Source organism: Tepidibacter hydrothermalis, from assembly GCF_029542625.1.
GTDB classification, from domain to species: Bacteria; Bacillota; Clostridia; order Peptostreptococcales; family Peptostreptococcaceae; genus Tepidibacter_A; species Tepidibacter_A hydrothermalis.
In genome coordinates, this window is the sequence record NZ_CP120733.1 from 3,075,214 (window position 1) to 3,098,575 (window position 23,362).

At 30.7% G+C, this 23,362-nt stretch carries 22 protein-coding genes, 1 pseudogene, 1 riboswitch and 1 other annotated feature; of the genes and pseudogenes, 2 read left to right on the forward strand and 21 right to left on the reverse strand.

The genetic code is table 11. The features are described 5' to 3' along the window. Positions 1-253: 253 nt before the first annotated feature. From P4S50_RS14500 to P4S50_RS14565, 14 genes are all read right to left on the reverse strand, one after another. Positions 254-1,063: a hypothetical protein gene (locus P4S50_RS14500; protein ID WP_277731516.1), complete on the reverse strand. Its 810-nt coding sequence runs from the start codon at positions 1,061-1,063 to the stop codon at positions 254-256. A 304-nt stretch (positions 1,064-1,367) separates the two neighbouring features. After that, on the reverse strand, positions 1,368-1,982 hold the full coding sequence (thiE, locus tag P4S50_RS14505) for a thiamine phosphate synthase (RefSeq protein WP_277731517.1): 615 nt from the start codon (positions 1,980-1,982) through the stop codon (positions 1,368-1,370). A gap of 28 nt (positions 1,983-2,010) precedes the next feature. Beyond that, on the reverse strand, positions 2,011-2,619 hold the full coding sequence (gene thiT, locus P4S50_RS14510) for an energy-coupled thiamine transporter ThiT (RefSeq protein ID WP_277731518.1): 609 nt from the start codon (positions 2,617-2,619) through the stop codon (positions 2,011-2,013). A 9-nt stretch (positions 2,620-2,628) separates the two neighbouring features. After that, entirely contained in the window at positions 2,629-3,291 is a 663-nt protein-coding gene (gene tenA / locus P4S50_RS14515) for a thiaminase II (protein ID WP_277731519.1), read from the reverse strand. After that, entirely contained in the window at positions 3,288-4,070 is a 783-nt protein-coding gene (gene thiM, locus P4S50_RS14520) for a hydroxyethylthiazole kinase (protein ID WP_277731520.1), read from the reverse strand. Before thiM ends, tenA begins: the two co-directional genes overlap by 4 nt. A 2-nt stretch (positions 4,071-4,072) precedes the next feature. Beyond that, positions 4,073-4,891 (reverse strand): bifunctional hydroxymethylpyrimidine kinase/phosphomethylpyrimidine kinase, encoded by an 819-nt coding sequence (thiD, locus tag P4S50_RS14525; RefSeq protein ID WP_277731521.1) that lies wholly within the window; start codon positions 4,889-4,891, stop codon positions 4,073-4,075. A 107-nt stretch (positions 4,892-4,998) separates the two neighbouring features. Beyond that, a riboswitch (TPP riboswitch) is annotated at positions 4,999-5,101 on the reverse strand. A gap of 67 nt (positions 5,102-5,168) precedes the next feature. After that, positions 5,169-5,606, reverse strand: a complete 438-nt coding sequence (locus P4S50_RS14530; RefSeq protein ID WP_277731522.1) for a DUF134 domain-containing protein — start codon at positions 5,604-5,606, stop codon at positions 5,169-5,171. Between the two features lie 85 nt (positions 5,607-5,691). Then, on the reverse strand, positions 5,692-6,048 hold the full coding sequence (locus P4S50_RS14535) for a NifB/NifX family molybdenum-iron cluster-binding protein (RefSeq protein ID WP_277731523.1): 357 nt from the start codon (positions 6,046-6,048) through the stop codon (positions 5,692-5,694). Between the two features lies 1 nt (position 6,049). Then, positions 6,050-6,901 (reverse strand): ATP-binding protein, encoded by an 852-nt coding sequence (locus tag P4S50_RS14540; RefSeq protein ID WP_277731524.1) that lies wholly within the window; start codon positions 6,899-6,901, stop codon positions 6,050-6,052. Beyond that, positions 6,892-7,722, reverse strand: coding sequence for an ATP-binding protein (locus P4S50_RS14545; RefSeq protein WP_277731525.1), 831 nt, complete (start codon positions 7,720-7,722; stop codon positions 6,892-6,894). The genes P4S50_RS14540 and P4S50_RS14545 overlap by 10 nt, the downstream gene beginning before the upstream one ends. Positions 7,723-7,734: 12 nt before the next feature. Then, positions 7,735-8,100, reverse strand: coding sequence for a NifB/NifX family molybdenum-iron cluster-binding protein (locus tag P4S50_RS14550; RefSeq protein WP_277731526.1), 366 nt, complete (start codon positions 8,098-8,100; stop codon positions 7,735-7,737). A 12-nt stretch (positions 8,101-8,112) separates the two neighbouring features. After that, entirely contained in the window at positions 8,113-8,940 is an 828-nt protein-coding gene (locus P4S50_RS14555) for an Mrp/NBP35 family ATP-binding protein (protein WP_277731527.1), read from the reverse strand. Positions 8,941-9,084: 144 nt separating this feature from the next. Continuing rightward, complete coding sequence (locus P4S50_RS14560; protein ID WP_277731528.1) at positions 9,085-10,179, reverse strand: GerAB/ArcD/ProY family transporter; 1,095 nt, start codon at positions 10,177-10,179, stop codon at positions 9,085-9,087. Positions 10,180-10,351: 172 nt separating this feature from the next. Next, on the reverse strand, positions 10,352-12,388 hold the full coding sequence (locus P4S50_RS14565; protein WP_277731529.1) for a methyl-accepting chemotaxis protein: 2,037 nt from the start codon (positions 12,386-12,388) through the stop codon (positions 10,352-10,354). Positions 12,389-12,646: 258 nt separating this feature from the next. Here P4S50_RS14565 and P4S50_RS14570 point away from each other — a divergent pair, with 258 nt between their 5' ends. Beyond that, positions 12,647-12,940 carry a hypothetical protein gene (locus P4S50_RS14570; RefSeq protein ID WP_277731530.1) on the forward strand — a complete coding sequence of 98 codons (294 nt, stop codon included), beginning with the start codon at positions 12,647-12,649 and terminating at the stop codon, positions 12,938-12,940. A 12-nt stretch (positions 12,941-12,952) separates the two neighbouring features. Continuing rightward, positions 12,953-13,597, forward strand: a pseudogene (locus P4S50_RS14575) (DUF6273 domain-containing protein); the annotation flags it as partial. Positions 13,598-13,683: 86 nt separating this feature from the next. On the opposite strand, the gene P4S50_RS14580 reads toward P4S50_RS14575, so the two are convergent. From P4S50_RS14580 to P4S50_RS14610, 7 genes are all read right to left on the reverse strand, one after another. Next, positions 13,684-14,988 (reverse strand): RCC1 domain-containing protein, encoded by a 1,305-nt coding sequence (locus tag P4S50_RS14580; protein ID WP_277731531.1) that lies wholly within the window; start codon positions 14,986-14,988, stop codon positions 13,684-13,686. A gap of 334 nt (positions 14,989-15,322) precedes the next feature. Beyond that, entirely contained in the window at positions 15,323-16,771 is a 1,449-nt protein-coding gene (locus P4S50_RS14585; RefSeq protein ID WP_277731532.1) for an alanine/glycine:cation symporter family protein, read from the reverse strand. Positions 16,772-17,711: 940 nt separating this feature from the next. Further along, positions 17,712-19,031: an argininosuccinate lyase gene (gene argH / locus P4S50_RS14590; protein ID WP_277731533.1), complete on the reverse strand. Its 1,320-nt coding sequence runs from the start codon at positions 19,029-19,031 to the stop codon at positions 17,712-17,714. Next, positions 19,032-20,249 carry an argininosuccinate synthase gene (locus tag P4S50_RS14595; protein WP_277734755.1) on the reverse strand — a complete coding sequence of 406 codons (1,218 nt, stop codon included), beginning with the start codon at positions 20,247-20,249 and terminating at the stop codon, positions 19,032-19,034. 302 nt (positions 20,250-20,551) lie between these two features. Then, positions 20,552-20,766: a binding site (T-box leader), on the reverse strand. Positions 20,767-20,988: 222 nt separating this feature from the next. Then, positions 20,989-21,663, reverse strand: a complete 675-nt coding sequence (pyrE, locus tag P4S50_RS14600) for an orotate phosphoribosyltransferase (protein ID WP_277731534.1) — start codon at positions 21,661-21,663, stop codon at positions 20,989-20,991. An 18-nt stretch (positions 21,664-21,681) separates the two neighbouring features. Then, a complete protein-coding gene (locus P4S50_RS14605) occupies positions 21,682-22,590 on the reverse strand; it encodes a dihydroorotate dehydrogenase (RefSeq protein WP_277731535.1) in 909 nt (302 codons plus the stop codon). Further along, entirely contained in the window at positions 22,583-23,359 is a 777-nt protein-coding gene (locus P4S50_RS14610; RefSeq protein WP_277731536.1) for a dihydroorotate dehydrogenase electron transfer subunit, read from the reverse strand. Before P4S50_RS14610 ends, P4S50_RS14605 begins: the two co-directional genes overlap by 8 nt. Between the last annotated feature and the right edge of the window lie 3 nt (positions 23,360-23,362).

The following is a 23,362-nucleotide window of genomic DNA, read 5'->3' on the forward strand; positions in this document are numbered from 1 at the left end:
TTTCATTTATTATACATGTTTAATAAATTTTTGTCAATAACCGACAACTTTTCTGATTTTTTAAAATTTTCTCTTTCATCTTTCAATTCAATGCCATTTTTAACCATTCTTCATTTTTATCACAAATCAATACTTTCATATAATTAAAATTTTCATTTCATTATATAATATGACTCACTCGTACCGTCTCTGTTGTTATAATTACTAATAGATATAAAAAAACTCTCAAAGTTTGAGAGTTTTTTTATATCTATTAAAAGTTTTTCATCATTTCCTTATTATTCATCTTATTTCCTCGTCTATGCCCTTGTCTATTTCCTCTTTGATTATTTTGATGCGCTTCCTTTATTTTATCTGCTGTATCTTGAGATATTACACCAGCCTCTACAAGTTCTGTTAAGCCTTCTCCCTTTTGTTTATGGTTCTCAGTAAAATATGCTTTTCTTTCTTCTTGTGTCATATCTTTAATTTTTTCCATTTCTGCTTGTCTTTCTTCAGCTTTTTCAGCACTGAACTCCATCCACTTATCAGCTTCATCTTGAGTTATTATACCATCTTCTACTAATTTATCTACTCTTTCTTGATGCTTTTGTTTATTTAAATCCACCCTCATTTCATGAATCTTCTCTTGTATTTCATCCGCTCTTTCTTGAGTTAACGATCCTTGTTCAACTAATTCAGCGAATATGCCACCTTTATTTTCCGGCTTATTTTGTTTCATATATTCAAATTTTTCTTGTCTTGTCATGTCTTTAGTAGCCTCTTGCATCTTAGATCTTTTTTGTTCTTGTAAATCTTTTAATTTATCTGCTTCTTCTTGAGTCATAATGCCTTTCTCTACTAATGTATTCATATCTTTCTTAATGTCACGTTTATTTTGTTTAAAGTTGCAATCTCTAGAACCCATTCCTTTATTCATTTGACTATTAAAAGACGCCTTACTTGATGTAGGATTTAAATTCTCAAGTTCATTTGCAAAAGCAACTCCTGCCACAGATGATAATAATGTTCCTCCTATTAAAACTCCACTAAGTAATTTTCTCACTCTTGAATTTGTTTTCATTTTTATTTCTCCTCTCGAATTTAGGTAATTTATCCAAAAGCTAAAAGTTGTCTATCAATAATTCTAAGATTCATGATAAGAACTTAACAGCTTGTGGATTAAGTTTCGCTTTATTTCTTACCTTTATTCTAAAGAAGTTTTGTCACAGTTTTGTTACAATAATATAAACCTTTTATATATTTTCCATAGAAAATGTATAAAAGGTTTATAAATGTAAATACTATAACTAATCTACTGTGGTATTAATGCATTTTCATTAATTCCTAGATTGGCTCCATCAACGACCTCCCCCCTGTTGATGGAGCTATTTTATTTTAGATATCCATTTGGTACATTCACTGTTTATATCATCTTTTCCTAGTATAGCAGATATAACTGCATATCCTTGAATGTCGCATTTTTTTATTGGATCTATGTTATCTAGTTGCAATCCTCCAATAGCTACTATTGGAATATCGACCTGGCTTCTTATATTCTTAAGCGTTTCTATACTCACACTTTTAGCATCAAGCTTTGTAGAAGTGTTAAACATCGCTCCCACTCCTATATAATCCGCTCCATGCTCCTTAGCTATTTTAGCTTCTTCAACATTAGATACCGATAATCCTACTATCATATCTTTTCCTACTATAGATTTCACATAAGAAACAGGTATATCACTTTGACCTACATGAACTCCATCGGCATTTGATATTATAGCAATATCAACTCTATCATTTACAATAAACATAGCATTATACTTTTTAGTTAACTCTCTTAACTTAATTGCTTTTTCTAAAAACTCAGCTCCAGTTGCATACTTTTCCCTAAGCTGAACAGTTTTAACTCCACCTTTTAATGCGTCTTCTATGCATTTATAAAAATCTCTACCTTCTAAGATTTTACTATCTGTAACTATATAAAGACCATACTCCTTCATATTGTATCCCCTTTTTTATTATATTAATTTAAGATTTGTATGCTTTTACATATCTACTGTTCATAAATTTTTCAATAGGAAGAATAGATACTATAACTGCACATAATACACCTTCTACACCTGCACTTGATGCATTATATATGAAAGAATACCACCATACGTTCATGCCCTCAGGTGCATATTGACCGAAATAAACAGCTCCAGATATAATATTTATTCCGACACTTACAATCACTGCAAATAAACATCCCGCAAATATTTTAGACTTACTTTCTCGTCCAAATGTACACGCTAGTCCGATTCCCATAGTGGATAATATATAGTCTAGTAAAAACTGCGCTGGATGAACTACAAACATTCCGTTTAACATCTTTAACAATCCAAATACAAGTCCTCCAGTTAATCCAACTGTTCTTCCATACATCATTGAAATTAACATTACAGGTACCATAGAAAATAAACTTATACCTCCACCTTGAGGATATTTGATAAATTGTATAATGTAGAGTATATAAGATATCCCACTAAAAATTCCTACAGTTATAATACTTCTTAAATCAAGTTTATGTTTTTTCAAATCCCAAACATATAATATTAATAATAATATTGAAATGCCTAAAATAATACTGTTTTTCATAATATCCTCCTAGTCTAATTCCGTGTATGCCATATTCCAAAATTCTAATTCATAAAGGCTAGATTTTATAAATATTTCTTTAATATTTTCTTTCTTTTCATCTGTTATATCAGCACATAAATCATCTATATAATCTATCCATGCCTGCGTAAACTGACAGTATCCATCTGATGCATATGTATCTATCCATGCTTTATAGTAGTTACCTTCTAAACAATCTGAATATTTATCCTTTAGATACTTGCCTATATAATTATAGCTCCATGTACATGGAAGAGTTGTTGCTACTATATCCTCCAAATCTCCAGTTAAAGCTAAAGCCTGCATATAACTTATATACGATGTCGTTACTAAGTTCATATCCATACTTTCGATCTCTATTTCTTCTATTCCAAACTTTTTCAAATACTCTATATGAACTGCAGTCTCATCTTCCATAGTACCTTTTATTGACTTATAAAAAAATCTCATTTCGTCCATAGTTTTAGCTTTTATAACTCCCATACAAAATACCTTAGAATACTCTTTCAAGTATAAATAATCTTGTATTAAATACTTTTCGAACTTTTCTTTAGGTAAGCTTCCTTCACCTATTTGTTTTACAAATGGATGATCTATATATTTATCCCATATATGTGCTACCTCTTTTAATAGATATTCTGATATTTTCATATAGTCTCAACCTTTCCCAAATCTCGTATTTTTTCTTCAGTAAGCTTGTATATATTGTCAAATAGATTTACCTTGAAAGATCCAATTCCAAGATCATCTTTATCTGCTAATTCACCTGACAATGACATACATAAAATTCCCATAACAGCAGCATCCATACTATTATCGCTAACCCCTAAAAAACTTCCTATTAAACTATTTATCATACATCCTGTTCCTGTTACACTTTTCAACTTAGGACTTCCATTGTGTATTTTAACAACGTTATCAAAGTCTACTATAACATCTGTTTTTCCTGTTATTGCCAGTGTAGTCTTTAACGTTTTACTGATTGCTTTTAATTGATCTATATCATCACATTCTTCATGAGAGTCAACACCTTGACCGTTAACAGCTTGTCCACCTATAAACTTTATTTCGGCCATATTACCTTTGATAACATCGAACTTAACTTCTCCTAAAAGAATTTTTATTATTTCTTGTCTTTTCTTTGATGCAAATACGCCAACTGGATCTAACACAAGTTTTTTTCCAACTTTATTTGCATATTTAGCAGCCTTTACAAATAAATCTAAATGAGATGAGTTCATAGTTCCTATGTTTATAACAACTGTACTTGCAATGTTTATAACATCTTCTAACTCTTCGTATGAATAACTCATCAAAGGACTTGCTCCTATTGCTAAAGTCATATTTGCACAATCGTTTATAGTAACTTCATTAGTGTAATGAACTACTAGTGGGGATGCTTTTCCTACTTTGCTTATTAATTCATACACTATTAATTTCCTCCTTTGTCAAATTCATAGAAATGATGAACAGGGCCGATGCCATGGCCTATATCAAAGCTATTTTCTATAGCCTTTGTTATGTAATTCTTACTATTACCAACAGCTTCCTTCACATCATATCCATGAGCTAATTGAGTAACTATAGCTGAAGATAGTGTACATCCTGTTCCATGAGTATTTTTTCTATCAAGTCTTTTAGATTCAAATAATTCACAAACACCATCACCCATTAATAAATCAACAGCATCACCATCTAAGTGTCCGCCTTTAACTAATACGTACTTAGGTCCAAGCTCTAATAATTTTTTAGCAGCTTCTTTCATATCTTCTAAGTTTTCAATATGTATACCCGTTATCTCTTCGGCTTCCATTGTATTAGGAGTTATAATATAAGCCATCGGTATTAAATACTTTATAAGATTTTCTTTAGCTTCTGTTCTTAATAAAGAGTATCCACTCTTTGAAATCATAACAGGGTCTATTACCAAATTATTAACCTCATATTTACTCAATGTATCTGCTATTTGTTTTATTATGTCTGGACTCGAAACCATTCCTATTTTCAAAGCCTTTGGATGAATATCTTCAAATATAACTTCTATTTGTTTTTTTATTATTTCTTTGCTAATTTCCTCTACAGCAAATACTCCTCTTGTATTTTGAGCTGTAATTGCAGTTATAACACTCATTCCAAAAGTTTTAAGAGCACTAAATGTCTTTAAATCCGCTTGAATACCGGCTCCTCCAGATGAATCTGATCCCGCTATTGTAAGTACAGGTACTCTATAATTAGTTTTATTATTAATCAAAAAAAATCCCCCTTTTATAAAAAAACTAGGGGGACCTTATATATAACTACGTGATTTTCCAAAAAAAAATTGTATTCATAATGAATACAATTAATATATATACTAAAACCATATAATCATTACTTCCCTACGTTGGTACTAACCAAATCAGGTTTAAAGAGTTAACAGACAATTCTATCTCTCAGCCAAAAGGCACCCCTAGCTTTTATTAAATTATTTTAGACGCTTTCTAAAGTCTGGTTTAATTATACCTCAAATATATTATTTTGCAAATATATTATTTATCTCTACATAATTTCTTACATAATCCAGCTTTTTTAGTACAAGTAACTTTGTTCAATCCACAAGAAGGACAAGAAACCTTATCTTGGCTATACTGTATGTTATACTCATTCCCACAATCCATGCACTTAAACTTGCAATGCTTTGTTGTGTAATGTCCTCCACTTATTCTTATAGCTTTTCCTTGTGTTAATGATATAGCTACTTTTTTACGAGCACTGTCTATTATGTTTTGAAATGTTTGTCTTGAAACCTGCATTTTCTTTGCACATTCTTCTTGATTTAAGTTTTCAATATCCTTAAGTCTTATAGCTTCAAGCTCTTCTATCTTTATTTCCACTTCTTCTATATCATATTGTTGTTTTCCAACTGGAATAAAATAATTATTTTCTGGAAAAAATTCTACTGTCCTGGCTTTTGTAGGTCTTGCCATAGCTATACCTCCCTGTACTGAATAATCTATTTAATTATATCATTACCTATTAATTATTTAAACTATACAGGGATTTTCTATAACCTTATCCGTTACAGTTTCCCTCATGTGCATGCTCTGTACATACACTATTAGTTGACTTTAAGTTACCACTTATATAACTTTCTACTGATTTATCAGCAAGACCACTTGCACCAACTACAACTTCTATATCATTTTCTCTAAATAAATCTTGAGCTGTACCTCCCATACCTCCAGCTATTATAACATCTACATTTTGTTCCTTTAAAAATACTGGTAAGTATCCTGGTTTATGTCCTGGATTTTGTATAAACTCATTTTTTAATATCTTGCTATCTGCTACATCGTATACACTAAATCCCTCACAGTGTCCAAAGTGTCCACTAACCATTTTATTATCACTTGCAACTGCTATTCTCATCTTAAATACCTCCTAATTTTTTTATATCATTCCACATGTTTTGTATAGCTTCATTTGCTTTACTATTCTTATACAGTGTTATTGGTTTTAACTCATTTATAGATTTAACTACAGTTTCATCATATGGAATTTCTCCAACCAATTTCATATTCTTAGCCTTTATAAATTCTTGTATATTAAAACTCATTTCTTCATTTATATCGTATTTATTTATGCAAACCATAGTGAGTATCCCAAAGTGCTCACATAAGGAAACCACTCTTTTTAAATCTTCTAATCCTGATTTTGTAGGCTCTGTAACAATTAAAGCCATATCTGCTCCTGTAATTGAAGATATTACAGCACATCCTATACCTGGAGATCCATCTATTATAACCAAATCCTTATTTTGATTAAACTTTTTCGCATTCTTCCTAATATCTGAAATAAGTAGTCCTGACCCATCACTTCCTATTTCCATTTCAGCTCTTGATATTATTCCATTATCCAGCTTTGTTATAAATGTTTGAGCAGTTTTTTCTTCTTCTAGTTTTATGGAATTATGCTCACATACATGTGTGCAAGCCCCACATCCTTCACATAAAAATTTATCTATATTAAAGTCTTTTATAGCATCAAATCTACATACCTCTTCACACTTTGAGCACTCTACACAAGAAGATCTATCTATAGTGGCTTTTTTCCCCTTAAAAAAATCTTTCTTTTCGATATCTTCTCCATTGTAATAAAGATATAGATTAGGTGCATCCACATCGCAATCTACCCTAACTACTTTTTCATTTAATTCGCATAGCGCAGTTGCAATTGTAGTCTTTCCTGTTCCACCTTTACCACTTAGTACAACTAATTCCATGAAAACACCCCCTTTATACTTTGGGCTATTTCATCGAATACATTCTTATACTTTAAATCATCATATAGCATATTTCCTCTTGAGTATATTCTAGCAATATCCTTGCTGTAAGGTATTCTTCCTATTACGTCTATCTCTTCATTTTCACAGTAATTTCTAACCAGATTATTTTCTACATTATCTTTATTAATTACTATTCCAAACGGTATATCAAACATTCTTACAAGCTCAACGGCCATTTTAAGATCATGAAGTCCGAATTCAGTAGGCTCAGTTACTAAAACTGCCATATCTGCATATTTCAATGAATTCACTACATTACAAGATGTTCCAGGTGGACAATCTATAATATTAACATCGGTTTCAATATTATTTAAAATCTTTTTTATTATAGGTACTGCCATAGGCTCCCCTATATTCAAAATGCCTCTAGTACATTTTATATGTGATCTTTTACCCTCTTCTATTTTTCCAATCTCTCTAAGTTTATATTTTATAGCTCCAGATTTACATACAATCTCACATGCTCCACATGAATGACATAACTTATCAAATACCATAATTTCATTCTTTACATTCACTAAAGCATTGAAATTACAGTTTTTCACACATTCTCCACATGATATACACTTCTCCTCGTCTATATGAGGATACTCAACTGAAACGCCATCTGTTCTATCTATACTCGGTTGTAAAAATAAAAAACCATTGGGCTCTTCCACATCACAATCTATATAATTGGCATTTAATGCAAGTGATATATTCGTTGAAACTGTAGTCTTTCCTGTTCCACCTTTTCCACTAAGCACAGCTATATTCAAAGTAACTCCTCCTTATACATTCATGCCATGATGAGCCTTACCTGCTACTTCAATTTGTTCAAGTTCTCCTTTATTTAACATACTTAAAGCTTCTTCAACAGAAACCTCACCACATTTATAAGCTTTTATGTTTGCTCTTTGAAGTATCTTAAATGCATTCGGACCAAGATTTCCTGTTATAACAACATCTATTTTTTCATCTATAATCTGTTGTGCAGCTGATACACCTGCACCTGATCCAGATATTTGTCCTTCATTTTTCACAGCTTTTATTTGTTCTTTTGCTTCATTGTATATTTGGAAGTAATTACATCTTCCAAATCTTTTATCTAATAAAGCATCTTTTTTTTCATCAAAAGATGATACTGCTATATTCATATTAATCACTCCTTAATTAGTAGCTTTTTTTAATATTTTACTAGCTATATTTTCCATTACTTCTTTGACATCTTCATCTAGAGGCTTATCAGTATTTTTCTCAAGTCCACTTACACTTTTAACCATAGGAAGCTCTCCTAAAAGCTCAAGATCCATATCCTGTAAAAACTTATCACTTTCCTCATCACTAAATAACTTTATTTTCTTATCGCAATCAGGACATTTTATATAACTCATATTTTCAACTACACCATATACATTTATATTCATTTGTTTCGCCATACTTACAGCCTTTGATACTATCATAGAAACCATATCCTGAGGAATAGAAACCATCACAACACCATCAATAGGAATTGACTGCATAACAGTAAGCGCAACATCGCCTGTTCCTGGTGGCATATCAATTATTAAATAATCTAATTCTGCCCAATATGTATCTGTCCAAAACTGCTTTACAACTCCTGCAATCATAGGTCCTCTCCATATTACAGGTTGACTCTCATCCATCAATAAATTAAGAGACATTACACTTATATTATCCTTAGTTTTAGCTGGATACATTACATTATCAGATACCATAACTTTTTCTTTGCTAACACCTAAAAGTCTTGGAATACTAGGACCTGTTATATCTGCATCAAGCACACCAACCTTGTATCCTTCCTCACTCAAGTGCTTAGCTACAAGTGCTGATACTGTAGATTTTCCTACTCCACCTTTTCCACTCATAACTCCTATAATTTTTTTTACATTGCTTAATGAATTGAATTCTAACATACATTTATCTTTATCTTTAGAGCAAGTTTCACCACTTGGACAAGTGTTGCATTCTCCCATCTATTTCATCTCCTTGTTTATCTTATTGGCATATGCCACCTTCAGTATACTATCATTTTATATTATTGTCAAATGCCAATAACTTTTATTCAAGATTTATTTTATAAAAAAATAAATCCTAAATTGTAAATCTTAATTTAAGATCTACAATTCAAGATTTTTCTTATTTTTAATCTCACATGCTATCCATATAATAACGGGTATGAAAACATGAAAAAATAAGTGATAATAATCTATAATATCATTTAGCCATTCTACCATATCAACTATATCTGTAAATATAAAGACATTTAAATTTATTACATTTAGCGTTACAGGAATTACTAAAAATCGGTAATCTATACATCTAAATATATAACTAATCCCTTTACATATTGCCAAAATAAATATACTGAGCTTTAGTACACCTCCTAATAAAAACATAGTATTTGCTATTATTTCTGTTCTTTGTATAAAATGTCCTATATCCACTCTTGCTGCAGTTACAGTCAATGTATAATATTTATTTGCTGCTTGTTCTACTCCTAACACTGCAACATTCGCTACAAATACCAAAAATATCAATATAAATCCAATTATAGTACCTAGCGTATATACTTTAAAATAAGAGTGTGCATTTTTTAAATTTGAAAATACCATAGTAAGTACAACTACCTGTGTTAAAGGAAATGAAAATACTGAAAAAGCTCCTCTTATTATTGGTTTTATCCCATAAGCCATAGTAGGTCTAAGATTATTTATTTCTATATCACAACCTGCTATTAGTAATACTACTGTTATAAATACAAACGCTATTAATATGTATGCAAATAACTCTGACCATCTTCCTATTAGTTCGATTCCTTTTTTTACTAACCAAGCTGCTAACAAAGCTTGTATAGAGGCAGGTACTATTCCTGGTGTTTGTTGCATTGTTACTGTTACATAAAATTCTAAGTACTCTCTTAATATAACAGCAGCTATAATATAAGCATATGATATATATAATAATATAATTATAGTTCCTATAATTTTGCCAAAACACACTTCAACGATTTCAAATAAGTTTTTATCTGGAAATATATTATGTATTTTTATATACATGCATATAATTGGTAATGCCATAATAAATCCTAATATAACAGCTATCCATATATCATGTTTAGCTTGTATTCCCCTTGTATATATAATTGCAGTTCCTGATAAAAATATTATATATATACTTAGAGCTTTTCTATCTGAAATAATTTCTTTATTCATATATCCTCCAAAATATTATCACTGTAATCTTATATGTTAATTAATATTTTTCCCTTACTGTACATTTTTTACACAAAAATATATGTAAAGAGAAAAATTCAGATTCAAAACTATATAATTTCCTCTAAACAAAAAGAGCATCTCTAACGAGATGCTCTTTTTGTTTAGATAACTATTCCACTTTAAATTTTTCTACATTATTTTGAAGTTCTCTAGCTAATTCATTTGATGTTTTAGCTAAAGACATTATCTCTTGTATCGAAGCTAGTTGTTCTTCTGTTGAAGATGAAACTTCTTCTGTTGCTGCTGAATTTTCTTCAGTTATTGCTGAGATATTTTGTATAGAGTCAATAATAATCTCTTTGTTATCTGAAATATCATTACTAACATGTTTTACTTCCATTATTTTGGATACAAGTTCTTGTAATTTATTCTCAATTTTTTTAAATGTATTACCTGTATTATCAATAGCCTTATCATTACTTTCTGCCATATTATCTACTTCATTCATTATACTTACAGCATTCACTGCTTTCATTTGTATATTATTTATTATTTCATTTATATCCTTTGTTGCATTTCCTGTATTTTCTGCTAGTTTTCTAATCTCTTCTGCAACTACTGCAAATCCCTTACCAGCTTCCCCTGCTCGAGCAGCTTCTATACTTGCATTAAGAGCTAATAAATTAGTTTGTTCTGAAATCTGAGTTATAAGATTTGTAATACTCTCTGCATTTCCAGTTGCAACGTTTACTTCTTGTATAATACCATGAACATCTCTATTTTTCTTTTTACTATTTTCTGTTTTCTCATATAAATCAGATATAATAATACTACCTTCTTTACATATCTTATCTGTTTCATTTGTTAAGCAAACAGCTTCATTAATAACCTCAGTAGAAGTATTGATTTTTCCTCCCAATTCTTCTGTGCTAATTGCAACCGATTGAGCATCATTTGCTTGATCTGCTGAGCTTAACGCCATCTGTTCAACTGACTGAGCAATAACATCCATAGCTTGATTAGATTGATCTGTAATCTCAGCTAAATCATTAGAATAGTTAGTCATTGTATTAGCACTATTTTTAATATTACCTACAAGCGCTTTTAATTCTTCCTGCATCTTTTTAACAGAGTTAGCTATGTACCCTATTTCATCATTATATTTTAATATTTTACCAGACATAGTTTGTGTAAAATCTCCTTCTGCAATTCTTTGAATATAACCAGAAGTTACTTTTAATGGCTTCATAGAATACCCAATTACAAAATATAATATTAAAGATACTAATAAAATTATAACTAATGATATTATCATAGATGTTTTCATAATATCATTTTTAGCATTTGTTAAAGATTCTAATGATAATCCTATATCAATAGAACCAACATGTTTTCCATCTTCATGATATGGTATTTGTACATCGTATGCTAATATACCTAGTTTTTCATCAAACCATGTATTTGCAGCAGCCTTTCCGTTTATAGCTGCTGATTTTGTTACATCATCATCATACACTTTACCAACTAAATCTTTAGTACCAGCAACTGCTAAACCTGTTTTATCAATTTGTACAGCATATAATACTTTTTCATCTTCTGTTGCTCTTATAAGTGTATTCTGTATGTTAACATTTTTCTTAAATTCTTCTATTATCTCTGTAGAAACACCCGCCTGTACAAAGTAACCATTTCCTAAACTAATCCCCCCAAATTTATAAAGCTTTCCATCCAGTGGATTTTCTCTTGCTTCCTCTAAATAAGTATCGGAGCTACCATTAAATACAACATCCATAGCATGTCCAGCAGGATATTCCCAACCTATATTAGCAGGAACATTAGAATAATCTATAATTCTATCTGGACCTATAATACTTATTTCCGAAATTCCTAAATCAGAAACTAGTTGAACTATCTTTTCATTAGACATCTTATTTATATCCATATACTTTATCATAGAAGAAGAAGTTATAATCTTATCATCTATTATATCCTCTAATATTTTTTCAATTTCTTTGCTTCCTTCTATTTGACCTTCTATCTGCTCAGCTAAATTCATACCACTCATTGTTATTTCATCTTCTAGCTTATCATTAACTGTTTTGATAGATACTCCCATAAGAATTGAAATAGAAATAAAAAATAAAGCTAATACAACGCTTATGATTTTCCATTTGAATGTAAATTTCGTTAATATATTGTCAATCATTTCCATACCTCCCTTTTAGATGTTTATTCAGTCTATAGTTCTCATTATATTTAAAATACAAATGTTTTTCAATGCAAAACGCCTGATAATTTGCAGAATTCTGTAATTTTTTAGATTTTGATTACACATTTTATTAATTTGTATATTTTTTTCAAATTAGTGCTCCATTTTCCATTTAATAAAATGTATAAAATTTTAAATATAATTTGGTATAATATGTATAATGCATTGAATTTGAATTAAAAGGACGTGAAACTAATGAAAAAAAGTTTAGTTGCAATTCTAACATCTATTTTGCTTTTTTCTATTTTCATTGTAGGATGCGAAAACTCTCAACCAAAAGAATTAAAAATAGGAGATTATATACAATTTGGGAAATACAACGACGAACTAATACTTTGGAGAATAATAAATATTGATCCAGACGGTAATCCTCTACTCTTTTCAGATAGAATAATATCTTTAAAAGCATTTGATGCAGATGGAAATTACCATGATGATGAAATTAGAGTAGATGATGGAAGTAATTATTGGAGAGATTCAAATATTTGACAGTGGTTAAATAGCAATGAAAAAGCAGGTACAATAAAATGGATACAAAATCCTCCCTCAAAAGAAAATATGCTTCAAGGTTATTCTCCCTATGAAGATGAAAAAGGCTTTTTAGCATATAATAACTTTACAGAAAGTGAAAGAAATATTATAAAAGCAGTCAATCACAAAGTTCTGTTGAATGATATAGATAAAGACAAAAAAACTGGAGGAGAAGAATCTCATACTCCAAATGTTCGTATATATGACGTAGTTGAAAATTATGACAGTGCATATTATGAAAATATAGAAGATAAAGTATTTTTATTGTCTGTAAAAGAATTGCATGATTATATATGGGAAAATCAAAAAATATTAGGAAGAGAATATTATATAGGAAAGCCAACAAAACAAGCTGTCTCTCATTCATCAGAAAAAAATGCAAAATTAAATTATAATAATAACTGGTATAGTTGGTTGCGTACTCCTTCTGCTTTGCGTGCTGATGGTATACGTGTTATTGCTGATAATGGTTCTATATTAGAAAGGTTTGCAAATTTTGGTGGTTATGGTGGAGTTCGTCCAGCTTTATATATAAATTTATCATCTACAATTTTTAAAGGTGGTTCTGGTATTGAGTCAGACCCGTATATTATTAAAGGTGGTGCTAGTGAATAATTATCTAAAATAAAAATTCTAACAATGCCAAGTATTATACTTGGCGTTGCTAGAATATCAATATCTAAAATGGCATTCACCATCAGTTAATATACCCTAACCTGTACTGGTATGTTCTTATTAGTTTCAAAAGTTCCATCACCTAATTGTCCATTATAGTTATTCCCCCAAGCCCAAACTGTTCCATCAGTCCTAAGTGCTAAGCTATGACTCCAACCAGCTGATATAGCTGCTACATTAGTTAGAAAATCTGAAGAATTATTATAATTCTTAACCTGTACTGGTATATTCTTATTATTTCCAGAACTCCCATCTCCTAATTGTCCCTCAATATTTCTGCTCCACCCCCAAACTGTTCCATCAGTCTTAAGGGCTAAACTATGACTCCAACCAGCTGATATAGCTACTACATTAGTTAAAAAGCAAGTAGGATTAGTAGTGTCCTTAACCTGTACCGGTATATTACTATTACTTGTAAAAGTACCATCACCCAATTGACCACTAGAGTTTCCACCCCAAGCCCAAACTGTCCCATCAGTCTTAAGAGCTAAACTATGAAACCAACCAGCTGATATAGTTCTAATATTGCTGATAAAATTAGTAGAATCCTTAACCTGTACTGGTATATTCTTATTACTTCCAGAAGTACCATCCCCTAATTGACCATCATAATTATTTCCCCAAGCCCAAACCGTTCCATCAGCTCTAAGCGCTAAACTATGACTCCAACTAGCAAATATATCTATAACATTAGCTAGAAAACCAGTAGAGTCAGTATTATCTTTAACCTTAACTGGTATCTTCTCATTAGTTCCAAAACTCCCATTGCCTAATTGACCTTTAGAATTATTACCCCAAGCCCTAACTGTTCCATCAGCCTTAAGGGCTAAACTATGAAACCAACCCGCTGAAATTGATATAACATTAGTTAAAAATCCAGTAGGGTCAGTCACATCCTTAACCTGTACTGGTATATTCTTATTACTTCCAGAAGTGCCATCCCCTAATTGACCATCGTAGTTATTACCCCAGGTCCAAACTGTTCCATCATTCTTAAGTGCTAAGCTATGTCTCCAACTAGCAAAAACAGCTATTATATTAGTTAAAAATCCAGTAGGGTCATTATAATCTCTAACTTGTATTGGCATATTCTTATTAATCCCAAAAGTATCATCACCTAATTGCCCATTAGAGTTACTTCCCCAAGCCCAAACCGTTCCATCAGCCTTAAGGGCTAAACTATGACGGTTCCCAGCAGATATAGCTATTACATTAGTGAAATAACCCGTAAAATCATCACACTGTATTGGTATATTCTTATTAGTTCTAAAAATAGACTCGTTTAATTCGCCATTATAATTGTTTATCCAGTCCCAAATTTGATTACCCATATATAACACCACCTCAAAATTATTTAAAGTATTGAGATTACATGATTCTATGAATATATCTGATAATAGTTTTTTGTTGTTATTTTATTATATTCACTAACCCTTAAGATAGTTAAGGCGAATAATAAAGATAAACCAAGAACTTAATTATCACTTGCAATTGTTAAATGTTAAAAAACACTATTTTACCTAACATCACTTAATATATTCCTGTAAATAAAAAAAGCATTAAGGGAATTTTAAAAATTCCCTTAATGCTTTTTTATTTTTAGAAAACGTTTTCTAAATATATTTTTATATTTTTTTATGAATTTATTTTAATCAGAAGCTATTTCTACACATTTCTTTTTAATTTATTTGATTCAGTTGATTCATTTGATTCATAGTCTTTTGTCATCTTAAATACCAATGGGCTAAGAGCTAGCATACCTATAAGGTTAGGAAGTATCATCAATCCATTAAATGCATCAGATAAACCCCATACAATATCAAGCTTTACTACAGCACCAACAACACACATTCCAATCCAAAGCCACTTGTATACTTCAACAGCTTTCACTCCTGCAATATACTCAAGACATTTTGAACCATAGTAGTACCATCCAAGGATTGTTGAATAAGAGAAGAATATAAGACCAACAACAATGATAAGATCTCCAGGTCCAGGTAGTCCCATATTAAATGCCTTAGAAGTAAGAGCAGCACCACTAATTAGATTAATACCTTGAGATGCAAGTTCTGCCTTCATAGTAACAGGATACATCGCACCATCTGAAGCCAAAAGTTGTAAGATACCATCTTGTCCAATATTTATTGCAGGAGAAACTAATATTACAAGAGCCGTCATAGAACAAACCATTAATGTATCAATAAAAGACCCTAAAGAACCTATAATACCTTGCTTCACAGGATCTTTTGTAGCAGCAGCACCATGGGCAATAGCCGCAGTACCAAGTCCTGCTTCATTTGAAAATACTCCACGAGCTACACCAAAACGAATAACTGTTCCTAAAAGACCACCTTGTACTGCATGACCAGTAAATGCATTAGAAAATATCATACCGAAAGCTGCAGGAATTTTATCTACATGTAAAACAAGAATTGCTAGTGCTCCAACAATATAAACTCCTGCCATAAGTGGAACAACTTTATCTGAAACTTTACCGATAGATTTTACCCCACCTATTAGAACAATAGCAGTTGCAATAGCAACAACAATACCAGTTATTAAATGAGGAACACCAAAAGAGGTATTCATAACACTAGCAACCGCATTTGCTTGAACTAAGTTTCCAGGACCAAAGCATGCCATAACACCAAAGAATGCATATAGCCAACCTAACCATGCCCATTTTTTCCCCATACCATTTCTGATATAGTACATTGGGCCACCAGATCTCTCTCCTTTTTCATTTATTTCTCTAAATTCAACAGCTAGAACCGCTTCAACATATTTACTTGCACCACCTACTAATGCCACAACCCACATCCAAAAAATTGCACCAGGTCCACCAGCAACAATTGCTGTTGCAACTCCAGCAATATTTCCAGTACCAATAGTTGCAGCAAGTGATGTCATAAGAGCTGCAAATGGCGACATATCCCCCTCTTCATTAGATTCACGATTAGATAATAGTAGTTTAAAAGCTAAGGGCATTTTTCTAAATTGTAAGAATTTTGTTCCAATACTTAGAAATAAACTTGTTCCAACAAGCATAACAATCATAAAAGGTCCCCATGCAAAATTACCTAGGGTAGTAACGAAATTTGAAAATGTTTCCATAATTGTCCTCCCGAATAAAATATTTTGGTATTTTTAAAAATAATTTGATAAGTCCGCCTAGTTGCCAGCTCCTCCCTTCTGCTTTTAATTTCTAAAACCTATAATTTTATTAAATCTTCAAATTAGTTTTAAAGATTCAACTCCATATCTTTTCAAAATCTTCTTATCGCCAAATCCCTTTAGCAATATCATAGCTACTTTTATTTTTATATTTTTTCTTTATTTATTTAATTTTTATAGATTTATACTTTATTTAATTAATTCATTTTATAATATAATTAATTAAGTAAAGTATAAGTCAAATAAATAAAACTTTATTATAAGTATAATTGCTCCCCAGATAATACCACTTCATTGAGTATATTAGAAAAAAATGTAGAATACAAGGGTATTTTCAGAAATTTTAAAACATTAAAAATATTTTTTTAACAAAATAATATGCATGTATACGTTATACAAATATTGTTAAAAATCACCTTATGCTTTCACAATATTTTTTTATATCTCAAATTGATAATTATTAATAGAATTGTATTTTAATCAAAAAGATTAAAATGTAAAATTTGTTAGAATTTTCCTAAAATACAGAATATATTGATTTTTAGGTATTTATATACACTTATTCCTATGTTAAATTGTTCAAATTTTTATTATTTAACAGCTTTTATTTAATATAAATTCTATATTTATAACATATCGTTTATCGAAAACGTTTTCATTACTATTTTTACTCATTGACAATCAAAATCAATTAATCATGATTAATTTTGTTAAAACCTTACCGTTTTTCTGTAGTTTTTGATATATTTTTTTTGAAATTTATAACGAAAATTATATACATAAATTATTTAAGAGTATGATTTTTTCCTAAAAACTAAAAAACGAAGCTTATTAAATAAGCTTCGTTTTTGATTAACTACTATTAAATATTTATAATTTTCTATTCTGCAATTTCCTTTTTAATTCCTTTTTTAAGTATATTATCATAGTCTATAAATTCATATATAGATTCATCAAACAAGTCACTAAACTTCTTAAATTCATCAATACTCATATCCTCTATAGCTATTGATTTTTCTTCGCAATATAAAACTATTTCTCCAACTACTTTATGAGAATCTCTAAAAGCCATGCCATGATTTACTAGATAATCAGCAACTTCTGTTGCATTTAAAAATCCATGTTTTACAGCTTTCATCATATTTTCTTTATTGACTGTAACAGTATCTATCATATTAGACATAACATTCAAGCAACTAAGAGTTGTTTTTATCGAATCAAAAAACACTTCCTTATCTTCCTGCATATCCTTATTGTATGCAAGTGGTAAGCCCTTCATAGTTGTAAGTATAGACATTAAGCTTCCATATACTCTACCAGTTTTTCCTCTTATAAGTTCTGCTGCATCTGGATTTTTCTTTTGAGGCATTATACTGCTTCCAGTTGAATACGCATCACTTATTTTGATAAATTCAAATTCCTTAGAGCTAAATAGTATTATTTCTTCACTAAGTCTACTAAGGTGCATCATTGCTATACTCATATTAGATATAATCTCTATTATATAATCCCTATCACTTACCCCATCCAAATAATTATCAATAGGTTTATCAAAGTCAAGTAAATCGCATGTATATTCTCTATCTATATCATAAGTTGTTCCAGCAAGTGCACAACATCCAAGTGGACTCTCATTCATTAAGCTTAAAGAGTTTAACATTCTTTTTTTATCTCTTTCAAACATATTATAATATGCCATTAAGTGATATTTAAATGTTACTATTTGAGCTCTCTGAAGATGAGTATATCCCGGCATTATATAATTGTTTTTATCCGCCTTATCTTTTATAACATCTTGAAGATGTTGTATACTATCTACTATTTCTAAAGCATTTCTTTTTGTATACATTCTCATATCTACAGCAACTTGATCATTTCTACTTCTAGCTGTATGGAGCTTTTTTCCTACATCTCCTACTTTTTTTACAAGATTTATCTCTACAAAACTGTGTATATCCTCATAATCTCCTTGTATCTTTAGTTTTCCAAATTCAATTTCTTGTAATATTTCATTCAATCCTTTAATCAATGTATCTGATTCATCTTTTGTCAATATATTAGATTTATAAAGCATCTTAACATGTGCTATACTTCCCTGTATATCTTCAAAATACATTACTTTATCGAATTTTAATGAAGAATTGAAATCTTCCATTAGTTTACTCTCTTCGGTTTTAAAACGGCCACCCCAAAGCTTCATCTAGATTGCACCTACCTCACTTTTAGCCTTCATATTTGACTTTATTTTAAATGGTAAGCTGAATAGATTTATAAATCCTTCTGCATCCTTATGATCGTACATATCACTATCTCCGAATGATGATATTGACTCATCATATAATGCAAAAGGTGATTTCATACCAGCTATCATAATATTTCCTTTATAAAGCTTTAATTTCACACTTCCTGTAACAGTCTTTTGTGTTGTATCTACGAATGCATCTAAGCTTTCTTTTAATGTAGAGAACCAAAGTCCATCATATACAAGCTGTGAATATTTATGAGCTATAATCTGCTTGTATTGTAGTGTATCTCTATCAAGTGTTAAATATTCAAGTTCTTTGTGTGCATTAAATAATATTGTTCCACCTGGTGTTTCATATACTCCTCTTGATTTCATACCAACTAATCTATTTTCTAGTAAATCTATAACTCCTATTCCATTTTCTCCACCTATTTTATTTAAATAAGATATTATTTCAACAGGAGACATTTCTTCATCATTTATCTTCTTAGGTATTCCTTGTTCAAAGTATATTTCAACATAACTTGCTTTATCTTTAACCTTATCAAGAGGAGTTGTCATCATATATATATCATCAGGGTTATGCTCATTCTCTGGATTTTCAAGTTCTCCACCCTCATGACTTATATGGAATATATTTTGATCTCTTGAGTATATTTTTTCTTTTGTTGCTGCAACTTCTACACCCTTTGATTTTGCATAATCTATAGCATCTTCTCTTGATTTTATATCCCACATTCTCCATGGCGCTATTATCTTAATACTAGGATCAATTGCAGCAATTCCAACCTCAAATCTTACTTGGTCATTTCCTTTTCCTGTACAGCCATGGCAAATATACTTAGCACCCTCTTTATGAGCAACCTCAACCAACTTCTTAGCCATAAGAGGTCTTGCAAAGCTCGTTCCTAAAAGATACTTATTTTCATATATAGCTCCAGCCTTTATTCCCTTGTATATATACTCAGATACAAATTCTTCTTTACAGTCCTCAATATATGCTTTTGCTGCCCCTGATTTTATAGCCTTTACCTCAACTTCACTCATATCCTCATCTTGACCTACATCAACGCAAACTGCTACTATCTCTGCATTATAGTTTTCCTTCAGCCATGGTATTATTATAGAAGTATCTAAACCTCCTGAGTATGCTAAAACAACTTTTTCCTTCATATTTTCTTTCATAATAGATTCCTCCTCAAAATTTTTAATTTATTATTTTAATTTGGTATCTAGCTAGACATATTTTAATTCGCGCGCGCTTTTTTATTTTTTATATTAAAAAATCTCGTCTCTTAAAAATAAGAGACGAGATATAGTTCCCGTGTTACCACTCTTGTTGATACGAAAATTCGCTTCATGCTAACGCATGAGCTCATATATCCAACGGGTCCTCACGAACTTCGTTGATCAAAACTGGCTGCTACTTTGGAATTATATAATTCTTTTAAAATTAAAAAACTCTCGTCTCTTAATTAAGAGACGAGAGTATAATTCCCGTGCTACCACTCTTGTTGATATAGTTTCATATCCACTCATTATCCTTTAACGATAGGTCCGTATCTTCATACTGCTATTTCAGAAGATCTCCTCCATGGCTCTTGTTCAATATAACTATGTTGCTGAACTCACACCTACTTCAGCTCGCTGAAACAATCATTATACCTACTCTCCACTTCTTAGGATTTGCGTATTCTCTTTTGTTAGATTAGATTATATTCTGTTTGATTTAGTATGTCAACATAAAAAATAAATTTTATCATAAAGTTTATTTTTTATACTTAAGGAAATTATATTATTCTTAAGTTCTGGATAATATTGATGAAATAGCTATACTTACAACTATTTTTGAGCAACGGAACCCATAGGGATCGTTGGCGATATGAGTCAGTGCGTAGCGACTAGACGAATTTTATTTAACTCCATAGATCTTATAATAATCTTCAATTCTTGTCTTCATATCATCGTCTATAATAACTTGCCCATTAATTTCTTTATTATGCAGATATTCTACAACTTCATTCATGTCAACTATTGCACACGTATTCATATTGTAAGTATCCTTTATATCTTCAAGCGCTGATTTTTCACCTGTTCCTCTTTCCATTCTATTAACAGATATAATAAGTCCTACAACATCTACATCCTTATCATTTTTAAGGATTGGCATAGTCTCTCTTATACTTGTTCCAGCAGTTGTAACATCTTCTATTATCAGAATCTTATCCTTGTCTTTTAACTTTGTTCCAAGAAGAATTCCTTTATCGCCATGGTCTTTTATCTCTTTTCTATTTGAGCAATATCTAACATTCATATCGTATTTTGAACTTAATGATATTGAAGTTGTAACACAAAGAGGTATTCCCTTATATGCTGGTCCAAATAATACATCTATATCCTCATCAAAGTTTTCTTTTATAGCTTGTGCATAAAAGTCACCTAATTTACTAAGCTGTTCTCCAGTTTGATAATTTCCAGTATTCACGAAAAAAGGCGTCTTTCTTCCACTTTTAGTAACAAAATCTCCAAAAGTCAAAACATTACACTCAACCATAAACTCTATAAATTCTTGTTTATACTTTTTCATAATATCTACCACCTTCTCTTAGTCTATTATTCCTCTTATACTCGATAAATCAGTTATATTATAGTCGTTCATATACTTCTTAATTCCGTCTAAAACATCCATTGTAGCTGTTGGATTTATAAGATTTGCAGTACCTACTGCAACTCCTGTAGCTCCTGCCATTATAAACTCTATAGCATCCTCGCCATTCATTATTCCACCCATTCCTATTATAGGAATTTTAACAGTTTTAGAAACTTGATGAACCATTCTAATTGCGACAGGCTTTATAGCAGGACCTGACAGTCCACCTATTTTATTAAAAAGAACTGGCTTTCTTCTGTGTATATCTATCTTCATGCCTATTAAAGTGTTTATCATGGATATACAATCAGCTCCACCATTTTCAACTGCTCTTGCAATCTCAGTTATATCAGTTACATTAGGAGATAGTTTAACTATTAAAGGCTTGTTTGTTACACTTTTGACCTCTTTAGTTATGCTCTCTGCCATTAAAGCATTAGTTCCAAATGCTACCCCACCCTCTTTAACATTAGGACAGCTTATATTGAGCTCTATCATATCTATATCTGTATCATTTAATCTTCTAGCTACTTCCTTATATTCATCAACAGTCTTACCTGCAATATTAACTATAATATTAGTATCATGTTTTTGTAGAAATTTCATATCATTTTTTATAAAATTATCTACCCCATCATTTTGAAGACCTACACTGTTTATCATTCCTCCATAAGTCTCAGCTATACGAGGTGAGTTGTTCCCATCCCAAGGATCTAAACTAATGCCCTTTACAACAATTGCTCCAAGTGAACTTAAATCTATGAATTGTTCAAATTCTTTTCCAACCGAACCAAAAGTTCCTGATGCTGTCATAACTGGATTTTTAAATTCTACACCAGCTATATTAAATCCTAGATTACTCATCAAACATCACCTCACAAGCTTTAAATACAGGTCCATCTACACAAACCTTTTTATTCTTATATCCTTTATCATTATCTTCCTTTATCTTAACAGCGCATCCGACACATGCTCCAAATCCACATCCCATTCTCTCTTCAAGAGATAGATATGCCTCTATTTTATTATTAGCTGCATACTCTTTTACAGCCTTTAACATCCCTTTAGGTCCACAAGAATATATTCTATCTGCTTTTTCTACATACTTATTCATTAAATCTATAACATTTCCTTTTTCTCCATGTTCCCCGTCTTCAGTTGCTACGTAAACTTCTCCGTACTTTTTAAACTCATCTATTAAATAAACATCTTTTCTAAATCCTAAAAATATCTTATTATTTCCTTTTAATCTCTTAGCAAGTTCTAGGAGAGGAGGAGTTCCAACTCCTCCTCCAACTATTATATTTTCACCTTCACACTCTAGATCGAATCCATTTCCTAAAAATGCCATCAAGTAAACCTCATCATTTTCTCTAAGTCTAGAGAACTCTTCAGTACCTTTTCCTACTACCATAAATACTAGTGTTATTTCTTTATTTTCTTCATCTATCTCACATACACTTATAGGTCTTGGAAGTAACATAGATTTATCTTTGCTATATAGATTCACAAACTGGCCTGGCTTAAAATCGAATATTAACTCTTCTGATTTAACTACCATCTTATACACATTATCCACTAAAATTTCATTTTTTAATATCTTAGCTATCACCTTTTTCTTAGTTACGCACATACA